This window comes from Hyphomonas johnsonii MHS-2 (genome assembly GCF_000685275.1).
In the GTDB taxonomy this organism is placed as follows: domain Bacteria; phylum Pseudomonadota; class Alphaproteobacteria; order Caulobacterales; family Hyphomonadaceae; genus Hyphomonas; species Hyphomonas johnsonii.
In genome coordinates this window covers 312866-327939 of sequence record NZ_ARYK01000003.1, presented here as the reverse complement: position 1 = coordinate 327939, position 15074 = coordinate 312866, and the positions used below count along the sequence as shown (strand labels likewise).

Annotated in this window: 14 protein-coding genes; 5 read left to right on the top strand and 9 right to left on the bottom strand. The window is 64.6% G+C overall.

What is annotated here, in order from left to right:
- Window positions 1-88: 88 nt before the first annotated feature.
- Together recQ and HJO_RS08375 are read right to left on the bottom strand one after the other, a co-directional pair.
- Window positions 89-1927 carry a DNA helicase RecQ gene (recQ, locus tag HJO_RS08380; protein WP_035615951.1) on the bottom strand — a complete coding sequence of 613 codons (1839 nt, stop codon included), beginning with the start codon at window positions 1925-1927 and terminating at the stop codon, window positions 89-91.
- A 608-nt stretch (window positions 1928-2535) separates the two neighbouring features.
- Window positions 2536-3435 (bottom strand): histone deacetylase family protein, encoded by a 900-nt coding sequence (locus tag HJO_RS08375; RefSeq protein ID WP_035616178.1) that lies wholly within the window; start codon window positions 3433-3435, stop codon window positions 2536-2538.
- Between the two features lie 141 nt (window positions 3436-3576).
- On the opposite strand from HJO_RS08375, the gene HJO_RS08370 reads away from it, so the two are divergent.
- From HJO_RS08370 to HJO_RS08360, 3 genes are all read left to right on the top strand, one after another.
- Window positions 3577-4272: a pirin family protein gene (locus tag HJO_RS08370; protein ID WP_035615949.1), complete on the top strand. Its 696-nt coding sequence runs from the start codon at window positions 3577-3579 to the stop codon at window positions 4270-4272.
- Window positions 4273-4356: 84 nt separating this feature from the next.
- A complete protein-coding gene (locus tag HJO_RS08365; RefSeq protein WP_035615947.1) occupies window positions 4357-4836 on the top strand; it encodes a hypothetical protein in 480 nt (159 codons plus the stop codon).
- Between the two features lie 131 nt (window positions 4837-4967).
- Window positions 4968-5282 carry a DMT family transporter gene (locus tag HJO_RS08360; RefSeq protein WP_035616176.1) on the top strand — a complete coding sequence of 105 codons (315 nt, stop codon included), beginning with the start codon at window positions 4968-4970 and terminating at the stop codon, window positions 5280-5282.
- Between the two features lie 6 nt (window positions 5283-5288).
- On the opposite strand, the gene HJO_RS08355 is transcribed toward HJO_RS08360, so the two are convergent.
- From HJO_RS08355 to queC, 3 genes are read right to left on the bottom strand one after another with little or no spacing between them, the layout of a single operon-like run.
- Window positions 5289-5648, bottom strand: coding sequence for a 6-carboxytetrahydropterin synthase (locus HJO_RS08355; protein WP_035616174.1), 360 nt, complete (start codon window positions 5646-5648; stop codon window positions 5289-5291).
- Window positions 5649-5662: 14 nt separating this feature from the next.
- A complete protein-coding gene (gene queE / locus HJO_RS08350; protein WP_035615945.1) occupies window positions 5663-6310 on the bottom strand; it encodes a 7-carboxy-7-deazaguanine synthase in 648 nt (215 codons plus the stop codon).
- Entirely contained in the window at window positions 6307-7014 is a 708-nt protein-coding gene (queC, locus tag HJO_RS08345) for a 7-cyano-7-deazaguanine synthase QueC (RefSeq protein ID WP_035615943.1), read from the bottom strand. Before queC ends, queE begins: the two co-directional genes overlap by 4 nt.
- Window positions 7015-7238: 224 nt before the next feature.
- Here queC and HJO_RS08340 point away from each other — a divergent pair, with 224 nt between their 5' ends.
- A complete protein-coding gene (locus tag HJO_RS08340) occupies window positions 7239-10106 on the top strand; it encodes a TonB-dependent receptor (RefSeq protein ID WP_035615941.1) in 2868 nt (955 codons plus the stop codon).
- A gap of 147 nt (window positions 10107-10253) precedes the next feature.
- On the top strand, window positions 10254-11390 hold the full coding sequence (locus tag HJO_RS08335) for a PQQ-dependent sugar dehydrogenase (protein ID WP_035615939.1): 1137 nt from the start codon (window positions 10254-10256) through the stop codon (window positions 11388-11390).
- Here HJO_RS08335 and recR read toward each other — a convergent pair.
- The 4 genes from recR to HJO_RS08315 form a co-directional block, all read right to left on the bottom strand.
- Window positions 11387-11998 (bottom strand): recombination mediator RecR, encoded by a 612-nt coding sequence (gene recR, locus HJO_RS08330; protein ID WP_035615937.1) that lies wholly within the window; start codon window positions 11996-11998, stop codon window positions 11387-11389. The two genes, HJO_RS08335 and recR, sit on opposite strands and share 4 nt — an antisense overlap.
- Window positions 11999-12005: 7 nt before the next feature.
- On the bottom strand, window positions 12006-12332 hold the full coding sequence (locus HJO_RS08325; protein ID WP_035615935.1) for a YbaB/EbfC family nucleoid-associated protein: 327 nt from the start codon (window positions 12330-12332) through the stop codon (window positions 12006-12008).
- A 16-nt stretch (window positions 12333-12348) separates the two neighbouring features.
- A complete protein-coding gene (locus tag HJO_RS08320) occupies window positions 12349-14040 on the bottom strand; it encodes a DNA polymerase III subunit gamma/tau (RefSeq protein WP_035615932.1) in 1692 nt (563 codons plus the stop codon).
- A 184-nt stretch (window positions 14041-14224) separates the two neighbouring features.
- Window positions 14225-15004, bottom strand: a complete 780-nt coding sequence (locus tag HJO_RS08315) for a tyrosine-protein phosphatase (protein WP_241764701.1) — start codon at window positions 15002-15004, stop codon at window positions 14225-14227.
- Window positions 15005-15074 lie beyond the last annotated feature (70 nt).

Here is a 15074-nt window from a genome sequence, read left to right as displayed (position 1 = left end):
AGGTGAGGCGCGCTGACGCCCGGGTCAAGGCTGGAGAGGTTAAACCCGTGGAAAACGCTGTATTTGCTGGTTTCTGTGATTCAGGCCCTCACGCCGCCTCGGCGATAATCCGGGCCACGTCTTCAGCGTAGCGCTGGGCCTTTTTCTCGCCGACGCCGCTGATCTGGCGCAGGGCGTCGGGCGAGGCGGGGCGTTCGCGGGCGATCTCGGCGAGCGTGCGGTCGTGGAAGATGACATAAGGCGGCACACCCCGCGTCTTGGCGGTTTCCGTGCGCCAGAGGCGCAGGGCATCGAACAGGTCCTGGTCGCGGCCTGACAGGTCTGCCAGCGCGGCGGCGGAGGCCACGCTGCGCGATTTGGACGGCTTCTTGCGGGTGGCGGTGACGTCTTCGCGCAGCATCAGGGTACGGTCGCCCTTGAACAGGGCGCGGGCGGCCTCACCATCCGGCACGATGATGCAGGGGCGCATCGTGTCGCCGCCTTCGGCCAGCAGGCCGTCGAACAGGAGCGCATCGAACACCCGGTCCCAGCCCGCCTTGGCGAGGTCTTTCCCGACGCCGAACGTGGATTGGGTGGAGAGGGTTTCGTCGAAGCCGTCTTTCGTGGTGCCCATCAGGTGCAGGATCAGGCGCCCGCGCCCGACCTTCTGGCCGCAGCGGATCACGGCGGAAACCGCCATCTGGGCCCAGCGGGTGGCGTCATGCGCCTGCCCCGGCTCGGCTGTGCAGACATCGCAGACACCGCATGGCTCGACCTTCTCCTCACCGAAATAGCGCCGCACCGCGCCGCGCCGGCACTCGTCGCCATTGAAGAAGGCGAACAGCTGGCGCGTCTTGGTCAGCTGGACGCGCTTGACCTCTTCGGGTGCATCGCCCTGGTGCGTCCATGACAGCGAGCGGGCCATGTCAGACGGCCCGTAAAGCGCAATGCCCTCTGCAGGTTCGCCATCGCGCCCTGCCCGGCCGACTTCCTGCCAGTAGGCCTCCAGCGTCTTCGGCGGATCGGCGTGGATGACGAAGCGCACATCCGGCTTGTCGACGCCCATGCCGAAGGCGACCGTGGCGCACATGACGAGGCCGTCCTCCAGCAGGAAGCGGCGCTGGCGTTCCTGGCGCACGTTCGCGTCGAGGCCGGCATGATAGGCGAGCGCGGGCACGCCAGCGCGGACGAGGGCTTCGGCGACGTCTTCGGTGCCCTTGCGGGTGGCGGCGTAGACGATGCCGGAGGCACCGCCGCGCGCCTTGACCAGCTGGACAACGCGGGCCGTGCGGCCACCGCCCTTGGGCTCGGCGGAGAGGGTGAGATTGGGGCGGTCGAAGCTGGCGACGTGCAGGGCAGGATCGGTAAGCTGCAACTGGGCGAGGATGTCGTCGCGGGTGCGCGCGTCGGCGGTGGCGGTGACGGCCAGGCGCGGCACGCCGGGAAACAGTTCGCGCAGGCGGCCGAGGGCGCGATAGTCGGGCCGGAAGTCATGCCCCCACTGGCTGACGCAGTGGGCCTCGTCGACGGCGATGAGGGAGACGTCCATGCCGGCAAGGCGCTGGGCGAGATTGGTGCCGAGGCCTTCGGGCGAGACGTAGAGCAGGTCCATCTCGCCGCGCTCGGCCGCCTCGAGCGCCTCGGCGCGAGCGGTGAAGTCCATCGAGCTGTCGAGCCGCTCGGCCCGCACGCCGACCTGTTTCAGGGCATCGACCTGGTCCGACATCAGCGCGATCAGGGGCGAGACGACGATGGCACAGCCGGGCCGGATCAGCGCCGGGATCTGGTAGCAGAGCGACTTGCCGCCGCCGGTCGGCAGCACGGCGAGGGCGTCGCGGCCCTCGAGCACATCGCTGATTACGTCTTCCTGCAGGCCGCGGAAGGCCTTGAAGCCATAAACGCGCTTCAGGATTGCACGGGCATCCTTGATCTGGGGGCTGGGAGGCATGGATTGTGTTGTGGGGCTGCGGGTGAGTCGGGGCAAGCCTGTTTTGATCCGAGAGACAGTGGACCCCCACCTAACCTCCCCCTTGCCGGGGGAGGAACAGCCTGCACCGGGGGCAAGATCGGCGCACATGAAAGGAACCCCTCCCCCTGCAATGGGGAGGCTGGGTGGGGGTCAAACGCGCGTTCGATTTTGGATTGAACGTCAGGTTGAACACCCCCATGTCAAACAGGAAGGGGGTTTTTGAAATGCCCGACCCAGACAAGCCGGCCCGGGACCGCGCCGCACTCCAGCGGCTTTTGCGGCGGCGTGGACGGCGCGGGAAAGCCGGGGCGAACCCGGAGACAGATACGAGACTTCACGCTTGGCACTCGAACTATTCGTTCAGGCCCGGAAGCAGCCATTCCGGGCGAGGAATCCTGTGGACCATAATCACCATACTGGCCGCCCTGTCGGCGCCTTTCTGGATCGCCTTCCTCTGGATGTCAGTTGAGACCTACGAATACGCAAATTCAACGGCCGCCATGTTGCTCCGGGCAATCGTGGTCGGTTGCATGATCCTGATCATCGCAACGATCCTCATTGCGCCCCTTGTCCTGATCGCCGTTGCTTTAGGCGGTGCGTGGGAAAGCTGGCGCGAGCGCCGCAACCAGTCCGCAATGCCGCTGCGCAACGGCGCGGGCGTCGGTGCTGTAGCCGCCGCCGAGGACGGCGCAGAGGGGCACCGCGCGTGAGGCACAGGCCGCCGCGACGAAACGGTCGCGGGTGGCGAGGCCTTCATCGGTGACACTGAGCAGGCCGAGACGATCGTCAGCGTGCGGGTCGACACCTGCATTATAGAAGACAAGGTCCGGGCCCGTGGCGAGCGCCTGGTCGACAAGGGTTTCCAGCGCATCGAGATAGGCCGCGTCGCCGGTGCCCCTGGGCAGGCCGATATCGAGATCGGAAGGCGGCTTCTGGCGCGGCCAGTTGTCCGCGCAATGCAGCGAGGCGGTGAACACGCGCGGCTCGCCTGCAAAGACCAGCGCCGTACCGTCGCCATGATGCACGTCGCAGTCGATCACGGCGACGCGGCGCACGGCGCCCTCTTCCAGCATCAGCCGGGCGGCAACGGCGACGTCGTTGAAGACGCAGAAGCCGGCGCCGCCGTCCGGCCCGGCATGGTGGCTGCCACCGGCAAGGTTGATAGCCGCGCCTTCGTCCAGCGCAAGCCGTGCGGCAAGGCAGGTGCCGGCGACGGCAGCACGGGAGCGGCGGGAAATGGCAGGCGTGATCTCGAAGCCGATGCGGCGGGCGGCCTTCGCGTCCAGGGTCTGGGTCAGGATGGCGCTGACATAGGCCGGCGCATGGGCCAGGTGCAGCCAGGCTTCCGGCGCATGGACGGGTTCGACGAAGGCATGGCCCTCTGCCCGCAGCATGGCCGCGACGAGGGCATATTTGCGCATCGGGAAGCGATGGTCGTCGGCCACCGAACTGGCGTCATAATCGGGATGGTGGACAAGGGGGACCATGCCTCTCTCAGTGAGTGGTTTCTGGCGCGCCGTCCAGCCATGCGCAAAGTGCATAAATGTGATCCAGCCGCCCCTCTTCACCGGATTTGCGGCGATGCCATATGTCTCTCAACACGAACACTTACCCCACGGAGCATACCGATGATTGACATTCGACGCTTTGACGACCTGGGCCGCTTCAAGAATGAGTGGCTCAATGCCAACTACCATTTTTCCTTTTCCGGATACCACGAACCGCGCCGCATGGGCGAAGGCGCCCTGCGCGTCTGGAACGATGACACGATCGAGCCGCATACCGGCTTCCCGCCGCATGGCCACCAGTCGATGGAGATCATCACCTATGTCCGCACAGGGGCGATCACCCACAAGGACTCGATGGGCAATCATGGCCGCACCGAAGCTGGCGACGTCCAGGTGATGAGTGCCGGCAGCGGCATCCAGCACGCCGAGTGGAACGAGGAAGACGAAGCCACGACGCTGTTCCAGATCTGGATCCAGCCACGCTCGGCCGGCGGCACGCCGAGCTGGGGCGCCCGCAAGTTTCCGAAGGGCGAACGCTCCGGCAACTGGGCCGTGCTGGCCTCCAGCGACGGCGACAAGGACAGCCTGGTCATCAACCAGGACGCCAAGGTTTTGGGTGCCACACTGAAGGCAGGCGAGAAACTGACCTATGACGTGACGGCCGGACGACATGGCTATCTTGTGCTGGCGGCCGGATCGGTCCGGATCAATGGCGAGGTGCTCAACGCCCGCGATGGTGCGGCCGTGCAAGGTGCCGAAAGCCTCGTGCTGGAAGGCATCGAGGACGCCGAGATCGTGTTTGTCGACACGGTCTGACCCTGGCCGCTCACAGCGCTGTGACTTCAGCCCCCGGCGGCGGTGTAGTATGATAGGTTATCCGAACATTCTGGAGGATGACGCATGAAATACGTACTCGCCGCCGCCGCAACCGCCTTGCTGTTCGCCCCAGCCGCACTGGCGACCGAGATATCCGTGGGCTACTCGCCGGACTTCGCGCAGACGCTCGAGGACGATTACGGCACGCGGGAAGGCACTTACCTTGCCAAGCAGATCGAGAACGACCTGATGCGCGAGTTCGCATCCGCCGGTCTCGACGTCGAGCGTGTTGTGGTGATGATCGAACGCGCCGTGCCCAGCAAGCCGACGTTCAAGCAACTCGGCGACAGGCCGGGCCTCGACTATGGAGATTCGGTCAGCATTGGCGGCATGAAGCTGACGGCTACCGCATTCGATGCCGATGGCGCCGAAATGGGCAGCCTGAGCTATGACTGGTTTGAAACCGACATCAGGCGGACCGGCATAACAACCTGGTACGATGCCAATCGGGCCTCGGACCGGTTTGCCCGCAAGTTCGCCAAGAAGCTGCAGGCCGAGGTCTGACCTTGCAAAAACCAGGCGTCTGAACCTTTAAGCGGAGCTGCGGTTCGCCTATATTCAGGGCATGAGGGACGACCCTCATGCCCTTTTTCCAACCTGCCGGGACGACCCGCCAACCGCCGGAGGGCGCATCAATGGCCTGGGTCTATCTGCTTGCTGCAGGATTTCTCGAAATTGGATGGGCCGTTGGCCTGAAAATGACCGACGGCTTCACGCGGCCGCTGGCCAGCGTGCTGACAGTTGCCTGCATGATCGCCTCCTTCGGCTTCCTCAGCCTGGCCTTGCGCCACCTGCCGATGGGGACGGCCTATGCCGTGTGGACCGGGATCGGAATCGTCGGCACGACACTGGTCGGGATCTGGCTGTTCGGAGACCAGGCCTCGGCGATGCGCCTGGGCAGCATCGCGTTGATCATTTCCGGAATAGTGGGCCTGAAACTGGTCGCGTGACGGCGGCTACAGGACCAGTTCACAGCGCTCGTTGAGGCTGGGCCGGGCCACCGCGACGCGGGTCAGCCCCGGCAGGGCCGGCGCCAGGTCGGCTGCGGCCCACAGGCAGATGCGTTCCAGCGTCGGCACGTCAAGGCCCTCGATGTCGTTGAGCAGCTTGTGATCCAGCTTGGCCGCCGTGGCATCGAGCGCGGCCGTCAGGTGCGAGAAATCCTCGACCCATTGTTCGCCCGGCTTGACCGTGCCGGCCACCGTCGCTTCCAGGCGGAAGGAATGGCCGTGGACATTGCGGTAGGGATGGCCTTCGGGCTTGCCGCCCATGTAATGCGCCGCCTCGAAATTCACCGATTTGGTGATCTCGAACACGCGGCCTTCCACGCTCAGGGAAGCCCGATCAGTTTGTGGGTTTGCAAGCTCAGTCGCCATTGGGGGTTCTTCATACAGTAATTGGTGGCGGCCTGCACGTTCCGGGCCGCATCGGGGTCGTCCTTCGGTTGCAGGAAAAAGTGCACAAAGTCCAGTTGCGAGAACCGTTCCGGCTGCGCTTCGGGTTCGTCCTGCGGGTAGACCAGTTTGAGTTCGTTGCCCCGAGTCTGGACGAGCGGCGCATTGGCCTTCGGACTGACGCAGATCCAGTCGAGGCCTTCGGGCGCGGCGAGCGTGCCATTGGTCTCGACGCCAATCTCGAACCCTTCGGCCTTGAGCGCGGCAATCAGTGGCGGATCGAGCTGGAGCAACGGCTCGCCGCCAGTGCAGACAACGTAGCGCGGCCCGGCGTCACCGGCCTCGGCTTTCCAGATGCCGGCGACGTGGGCGGCAAGGTCTGCCGCCGCGCGGAACTTGCCGCCATTGACGCCGTCGGTGCCGACGAAATCGGTGTCGCAGAACCGGCAGACGGCGGTCAGCCGGTCGCGTTCGAGGCCGCTCCACAGGTTGCAGCCGGCAAAGCGCAGGAACACGGCGGCGCGGCCGGTCTGCGCACCTTCACCCTGCAATGTGTAATAGGCCTCCTTGACCGCCCAGGTCATGCGGTCGCCTTCCAGCGCGCCCAGCCATTGGCCCTGAGTTCGCAGGCCGGGCACGTGCCGCAGCCATAGCCCCAGGCGTGGCGCTGCGTGCGGTCGCCGAGATAGCAGGTGTGGGTCTCCTCGACGATCAGGTCGACCAGCCGGGCGCCGCCCAGCCGGTTGGCCATCGCCCAGGTTTCCGCCTTGTCGATGTTCATCAGCGGCGCGTCGATGCGGATATCCATGTCGAGCCCGAGCCGCAGGGTCTGCTCCTGCGCGGCCAGCGTGGCGGCGCGGCAGTCGGGATAGCCGGAATAGTCGGTTTCGCACATGCCGCCGACCAGGACGTCGATGCCACGCCGATAGGCGAGCGCGCCGGCAAGGGTGAAGAAAAGCAGGTTTCGCCCCGGCACGAAGGTCGATGGCAGGCCGGCCTTGGTCATTTCGATCGCGACGTCATCCGTCATGGCGCTCTGGCCAAGCCCCTTCAGGACACTCGCGTCCAGCATGTGGTCGGCACCGAGGTGTTCGCCCCATCTGGGAAAATCATCGCGAATCGCCTGCAGGAAACGCGTCCGGCAGTCCAGCTCCACCCGGTGGCGTTGGCCATAGTCGAACCCCACGGTTTCGACCCGCCGAAAGCGGGCCAGCGCGCCGGCAAGGCACGTTGCAGAGTCCTGGCCACCCGAGAACAGCACCAGTGCCGATGTACGATTTTCGATCATGGCCGCCGCTGTATCAGCCCGCTCCGGACCAGCCAAGCAACAGCGTAACATTTTTGACACCCAGAGTGCACCAAATGAACGAACTGTAACCAAATCTGTTGACAACACCCCGTCACTCAATTTCTGATGACCGGTGAAGCGCTCCCACAAAAGAGGACGCTCGGAATAATCAAACCAAAATCGCGGCTTGCATCCAGTCAGGCCCGAGGGGAGGAAAATTACGAATGACTCGGAAACCAGACTCGAAATTTGTTCTGTTTGCAGGCGCGTCCGCGATTGCGCTCGGCCTGATGGCACCTGCTGCCATGGCACAGGACAGTGATGCGCCGGACTCGACGCGGACTCTCGCCACCGTCACGGTGACGACCCAGAAGACCGAGCAGTCCATCCAGGATGTTCCGATCGCTGTTTCGGCATTTGACGAAGACGCCATCAACCGCCTGCAACTGACCGGCGGTGCCGACCTGGTGAAAGCCGTGCCGAACGTGTCCTTCACCAAGGGCAACTTCACGGGCGCCAATTTCAAGATTCGCGGTATCGGTAACGACGCCGTTGCACAGTCATCGGATGCCGGGGTGGGTATTCACCAGAATGACGTGCCCCTGTTTGCGAGCTTCCTCTACGAGCAGGAATATTTCGATATCCAGCGGGTGGAAGTCCTGCGCGGGCCGCAAGGTACGCTCTACGGCCGTAACTCGACGGGCGGCGTGGTCAACATCATCACACGCAAGCCGGTATTCGAGGAATTCCAGGCCAATGCCGAACTGACATACGGCAACTACAACACCTTCAAGGGCCGCGGGATGGTCAACGTGCCGCTCGGTGAAGCGGCTGCGCTGCGCATCGCGGGCGCCATTACCCAGCGCGACGGGTATACCGACAACACGGTCACCGGAAATGACGTCAACGGCCGCGACCTCTGGTCAGTGCGCGCCACGCTCGGCTTCGAGCCTGCCGAGAACTTCCGCGGCTGGCTGTCGTACGAGCACTTCGACGAGGATGACAACCGCATCCGCGCCGGCAAGCAGCTGTGTAAGAAAGACCCGACGAAGACCAGCTATGCCGGTATTCCGATCACCGGTCTCGACACGCTCGTCACCTCGCTCGGGTGTCAGGAAGCTCCGCTCAGTGACAGCTATGACCGGGTGAACTCGGCCGGTACGCTCGGCGGCGGCCTGGGGATCATCGCCGGCCTGCTGAATGGCGATGCCTTCACCACACCGATGGACCCGAACCTGCGTCACATCGAATCAGCGCTCGAGCCGGTCTACAAGGCTGAGCAGGACCTCTTCACCCTGAAGCTGGAATTCGACCTCGGCGAGAACATGAAGCTGACCTCGCTGACCAGCCACAACGAAACCAGCCAGGTTTCGGTTGATGACTATAACAAGATTGCGCCGACAGTCGCCTTCAACACGACGGCTGGACCCTTCTTCGTCGCACCGGGTGCCGAGGCGGTCTACGACCTGCTCTTCCCGGGCGGCGTCGTGTCCGATCCGCAACTCGGCGTATCGAACCTGTTCCGCACGTTTGACGTGTCGGGCGGTGCCACCAAGGCGCTTACCCAGGAATTCCGCCTGCAGTCGGACCTGGACGGCCCGATGAACTTCAACCTCGGCGTCATCTATGTCGACGGCGAAGCGATCGATCCGCAGGATAACCAGGCTGGCTATTACGTGCTGTCGAACTCGCTGTCAGCGCTTACGCAGCTGAACAATGCGCTGGGCGGGGCCATCTTCGGCGGCCTTACACCCCTCGACACACTCAATCCGGATGATGACGGCAACGTGCTGAATTCGCTGGAAGGCTTCGGACGGAACTATTTCCGCTCGCTGTCACCCTACAAGCTGGAATCGACGGCCCTGTTCGGCGAACTCTACTACGACATCTCCGATGACCTGAAGTTTACCCTTGGCGTGCGCTACACGGATGACCAAAAAGAGCAGGACGTTGTGCCATCGGCCCTGTTCACGCCGGTCTCGGCCCTGCCGGAAGCCGGCGTGCCGACAGGCAAGCTGACGGCGGACTTCCAGGAAACGACAGGCCGTATCGGTCTTGACTGGTCGCCATCCCTCGACTTCACCAACGACACGCTGATCTACGGGTTCTACTCGAAGGGCTACAAGGGGGGTGGTATCAACCCGCCGCAGCCTGCTGGTTCCAACCTGTTCCCGCAAACCTTCGAGCCTGAGTTCGTCAACTCCTTCGAAGTCGGGACGAAGAACACGTTCGCCAACAACACCCAGTCGCTCAACCTGACCGGGTTCTACTATGACTATGAAGGCTATCAGATCACGCAGATCGTGAACCGGTCTTCGGTGAACTTCAACGTCGATGCCGAACTGACCGGCCTCGAACTGGAATACCTCTGGACCCCGGCCGACAACTGGCTGCTGACGGCCAATCTCGGCCTTCTGAACGCCGAACTGAAGGATACGACGGGTATTGATGTGCTTGACCGCACAGCCGGCGATCCGAACTTTGTCGTGCTGAAAAACGCCTCGACCTATTCCAACTGCGTGGTGTCTGCCCAGGGTTACGCCACTGTGCTCGGCGCCATCCAGGGCGGCCTGCTTGCCAATGGCAGCACGCGGGGCCTGTGTGCCGGGGCATTTGCCGGCGCCGAAGGCTCGTTCGGTCTCGGCGACGTGAGCTATGTCGACGGCAACGGCGACACCCAGACGATCGGTGCCCTGACACCGTTCGAAGGCATTTCGAAGGACCTCGACGGCAACAAGCTGCCGCTGGCACCTGAAATGACCCTGAACCTGGCGGCGGAATACACATTCGCCGGTGTCGGAAACTCCAACTGGGACCTGACGGTTCGCGGCGACTACTACTATCAGGCTGACAGCTACAGCCGCGTCTGGAACACCGGTCGCGACGAACTCGACAGCTGGTCGAACGTCAACCTGTCAGTCCTGCTGCACAATGACGAAAGCGGCTGGGGCGTCGAAGCCTTCGCCAAGAACCTGACCGACGAGGAAGTCATCACAGGTGCCTACCTGACCGATGACAGCTCGGGCCTGTTCACCAACGTCTTCACGACGGAGCCGGCCCTGTACGGCATCACGGTCAAGAAATCCTGGTAGTTACAGGAACGCCATTACCTGGCGCGCCAACCCGCGCCAGGTGAAACTCGGAAGGGGCAGCTTGAGGGCTGCCCCTTTTTTGTTTGGTTCCGGCCGGGCACCGGCCTATCCTCTTTCCAGACACCGATCGAACAGGGAAACCGACTCATGCGCCTTCTCGCAACCAGCCTCCTGGCCAGCCTCGTGCTCGCCGCCTGTGGCAGCGCCGCCGATCAGACACAGGCCGTGACCAGCGACACCAAGGTCAAACTGACCCCGGTTGTCACAGAAACCGAATTTCCATGGGGCATGGCCTTCATGCCGAACGGTGACCTCCTGTTCACGGAGAAGGAGAACGGCCTGAAACGCCTGCCCGCCGGCGAAACCACGCCGGTCGCCGTTCCCGGCCTGCCACCCGCCTATACCGAACGCCAGGCCGGCTATCTCGGCCTGACGCTCGACCCGGATTTCGCAACCAGCCGGCTGGTCTATGTGGCCTATTCCAAGGGCACGCCCGATGCCAACGGCACGGCCATCGTGCATGGCCGCCTCAGCGATGACGGCAATGCGCTTGAGGACGTCACCGAAATCTTCGTGGCAGACCCGCGCGACACGGCGCTGCACTTCGGCTCGCGCCTGCAATTCGGCGGCGACGGTACGCTGTACGCCACGATCGGCGACGGCTTTGTCTACATGGACCTCGCGCAGGACCCGAAGAAGACGCACGGCTCGGTGATCCGCATCAACAAGGATGGCTCGATCCCGGCGGACAATCCCTTTGCGGATGGCGCGGTTGGCAACCCGGCCGTGTGGTCTTACGGCCACCGCAACGAACAGGGCCTGTATTATGATGCCGAGACGGACACGCTGTACGAAACCGAGCATGGCCCCAAGGGCGGCGACGAACTGAACATCATCAGGAAGGGCGCCAATTACGGCTGGCCGGAAATCACCTATGGCGTCGACTATGACGGCACGATCATCACCGACAAGACCGAGGCCGAGGGCATGGAGCAGCCGGAGACCTATTGGGTGCCGTCAATCGCGCCGGCCGGCCTGACCAAGCTGACAAGCGACGTCTATCCCGGCTGGAAGGGCGACCTGTTTGCGGGCGGCATGAACGGCCCGGCGGGCCTGAACCTGGTGCGCATCGACATGGAGAACGGCAAGGTTGTCGGCCGCGAAAACCTGTTCCAGGGCGAATACCCGATCCGCGATGTCGTCCAGGGGCCGGACGGCCACCTCTACATCGCAACGAAGAATTTCGACGGTATCTTCCGGGTCGACCTGGCAGACGGGAACTAGCGCTTCACGTCGCGGCGCGAGCGCAGGGCGGCGGCCAGGGTGCCGTCGTCGAGATGGTCGAGTTCGCCGCCAACCGGCACGCCATGGGCCAGGCGCGTCACCTCGACCCCGGCACTGTCCAGCAGGTCGGCGACATAGTGCGCCGTGGTCTGCCCGTCGACCGTGGCATTGAGGGCAAGGATCACTTCGCGGATGCCGCCCGCTGCGACGCGTGACAGGAGAGGCGCGATATTGAGGTCGTCCGGGCCGATGCCGTCAATCGCCGAGAGGACGCCGCCGAGCACGTGATAGCGGCCGCGGAAGGCGCCGCCGCGCTCCAGCGCCCAGAGGTCCGGCACGTCTTCCACGACGCAGAGGATCGTGTCGTCGCGGCCCGCAGCCTGACAAACGGCGCAGGGCTGGACGGTGTCAAAATTCCCGCAGGTCTGGCAGCGTTCGATCTTCTCGCCGGCTTCGCGCAGGGCGTCAGCCAGCGGCAGCAGGACCTGGTCCTTGCGCTTCAGCAGGAACAGCGCCGCACGGCGGGCTGAGCGCGGGCCAAGGCCCGGCAGGCGCGCCATCAGTTCGATCAGGCGGAGGATTTCGGGGCCGGCAGAGCGTTGTGTCATGCGCGGGTCAGAACGGCATCTTGAAGCCGGGCAGCATGCCGCCGCCGAGGCCCTTGGTCGCTTCCTTCATCGCCTCGTCCATCGCCTGGTCGAGGCGCGTGCGGGCGTCGGCATGGGCGGCCTTGAGCAGGTCTTCGATGATCTCGGCATCGTCGGACAGCAGGGACGGATCGATATGGACCGCAACAAGGTCTCCCTTGCCCTTCAGGCGGATGCGGACGAGGCCCGCGCCGGCCACACCATCGGCCTCGGTGGCCTCGATCTTGGTCTGGGCTTCCTGCATCTTGGCCTGCATTTCCTGGGCCTGCTGCATGATCTTGGCGAGGTCTTTCATCGGGGCTTTCCTGTTTCTAGCGACGGGCGTTCAAGCGGATCACATTGTCACCGCCGGCATCGGATTCAAGCGGCGCCGGCTCGATGACGTCGACAATGACAGCGCCGGGCAGGCTTTTCAGCGCGGCGGCGACAGCCGGGTGCGCTGCGGCGGACGCGTGGCGCTCCTCGCGGCTGCGGATCTCGGCCTGACGGACAGTCTCTCCGCCGCCGGAGACCTGCGACACGGCCCAGTCGATGCCGGTCTCGTATTCGAGGAACTTGCGCAGCCGTGCGAGCAGGTCGGCCGGCGCGCCGGGCTCCAGTTCGCAATCCAGCCGGCCCGCCTCGACATGGCCGGGGCGGACGAATTTTTCGAGTTCGACCTGCAGGTTCACTTCACGCAGTTCATCGAGCCGGGCGACGATGCCGGCAAAGCTTTCAAGGTCGCCGGATGCGTGCGCCGCCTCGCCTGTGGCATCAGGCTTTCCCGGCGGCGTGCTGCCTCCGGCAGCAATCAGGCGGGCGGCCTCTTCCGGCGATGGCAGGGCGCAGGCCGCCGCAAGGCGCAGGACAACCATGTTGAGTGCTGTGGCGGTATCCGGCGCGGTCTGCAGGTCGTTGAAGCCGGAAAGCAGGATCTGCCAGCAGCGGGACGCCTGTGCCGGGGTCAGCTTCTGGGCGAGCGCCTGCGTGCGGGCAATCCAGTCGGCCGGTCCGCCGGGGTCATAATCACCGCCGGTGGCCTGCGCGACGGAGACATCTGCGGCAATGTCCATCAGGTCTTTCAGGATGACCGTCGGATCTGCGCCGGCATGGACCTGGTCACGGATTTCGGCCAGCGCGCCCCTGGCATCGCCATTCACGGCGAGACTGAACGCATCGAGCAGGCGGCCGCGGTCGCCAAGGCCGAGCATGTCGCGCACGGCGGGGCCACCAACCTCGCCGCCATCCATGCTCTGGACGATGGCCTGGTCGAGGATCGAGAGCGCATCGCGCACCGAGCCTTCGGCCGCGCGGGCGATGAGGGCGAGGCCCTCCTCGGAGACTTTCGCGCCTTCGCGATCGGCAACACGCTTGAGGTGCACGGCGAGCGCCCCGGTATCGAGCCGCTTCAGGTCAAACCGCTGGCAGCGCGACAGGACGGTGACGGGCACCTTGCGAATCTCGGTTGTGGCGAAGATGAATTTCACATGCGGCGGCGGCTCTTCCAGTGTCTTCAGCAGGGCGTTGAACGCCGCCGTGGACAGCATGTGCACTTCGTCGATGATGTAGACCTTGTAGCGCGCCGAGACGGGCGCATAGCGCGATCCGTCCAGCAGGTCGCGCATGTCGGCAACGCCGGTACGGGAGGCCGCGTCGAGTTCCAGCACATCCGGGTGGCGCGACGCCATGATGGCTTCGCAATGGACGCCTGGCGGGTCGAGGTGGATCGAGGGCGCGTCGGCCCCGTCACGTGAATAGTTGAGCCCGCGGGCGAGCAGGCGCGCCGTGGTCGTCTTGCCGACGCCGCGCACGCCGGTCAGCATGAAGGCATGGGCGATACGGCCGGTCTCGAACGCGTTGGAAAGCGTGCGAACCATGGCCTCCTGGCCGATCAGGTCGGTGAACAGGCGCGGCCGGTATTTGCGGGCGAGAACCTGGTAGGCCGCCGGTTTCGCCGACGGGTCATCGTCCCCGAACATGGAGAAGGTCTGGTCGTCGCGCTCGGGAGTATCGGATTCGGTCATGTCGGGGGAGTTTAGCGGCTTCGGGCGGATGGGGGCAATGGACTCATGCGGCTGAACCCGTCTGGCTCCACCCCGCCCTCCGTCTCGCAGGGGCGGGAACAGGCCCGTATTGGCGGGAAAGTCCCGTGCCCACACCTGAAACGCCGCCCCCTGCAAGGGCGACTCTGGAGCCGGGTTCCTTCCCCTAGGTCTCGATCAGGCGGTCGCGAATCGCTTTCTGCATCGCATCGTCCACGCCGAGCGTCGTGACGAGATAGGTGTCGATCGAGCCGGACTCGGCCGCCATCGCGGAGAAAGCGGTTTCGAGATAGCGCAGGCGCACACCCATGAAGGGCCGGAAGACTTCCACGTCATGGTTCTTGCCGAGCATCTCGTTGAAGTGTTTCGCGGCAGCGGGAAGGAACTCGTCGACATTCACGGCCTGGTTGGTGAGGTCGTAATCAGCCCGGATGTCGTCCTCGCCGACGCCGAGCACATGATGGGTCAGCGCGCAGAGGATGCCCGTCCGGTCCTTGCCGGCGGCGCAGTTGACGACGCCTGCGGCGTTGCCGTCAAGACCTGCCAGTTCACGGAACCAGCTGGCGAAGAGTTCAACATGGTGGGCCTTGTAGGGCGCGACCTTGTAATAGTCGTCCATCCAGTCCTCGGCAGTTTCCGGATTGACCTCGACCTGTTGCAGGAAGCGGGTGTGGGGCGCCTCCATCTCGCGCCCGCCATCATGGATGATGGTGTTCGGGGCCGACCATTTTCCGGGCTGGCGATCACGCTCGTCGGGGCGGCGCAGATCGGCTTGCAGGGCAATGCCGAGTTCGGCGATCCGCTCGAGATCAGAATCGGACGCTTCGGCATAATGGCCCGAGCGATAGAGGTGGCCGCGCCGGACCGTGCCGCCATGGCGCGAGGCATAGCCGCCGAAGTCCCGGAAATTGCGAACGCCCTCAAGCGGCAGGATACGTGTCATCATGGCAAGGGAGCTAGCGCGGAGGCGTGCCCGCGTCTACCCGCCTTGGGTGACAAGCGCATGGCGGCATGGC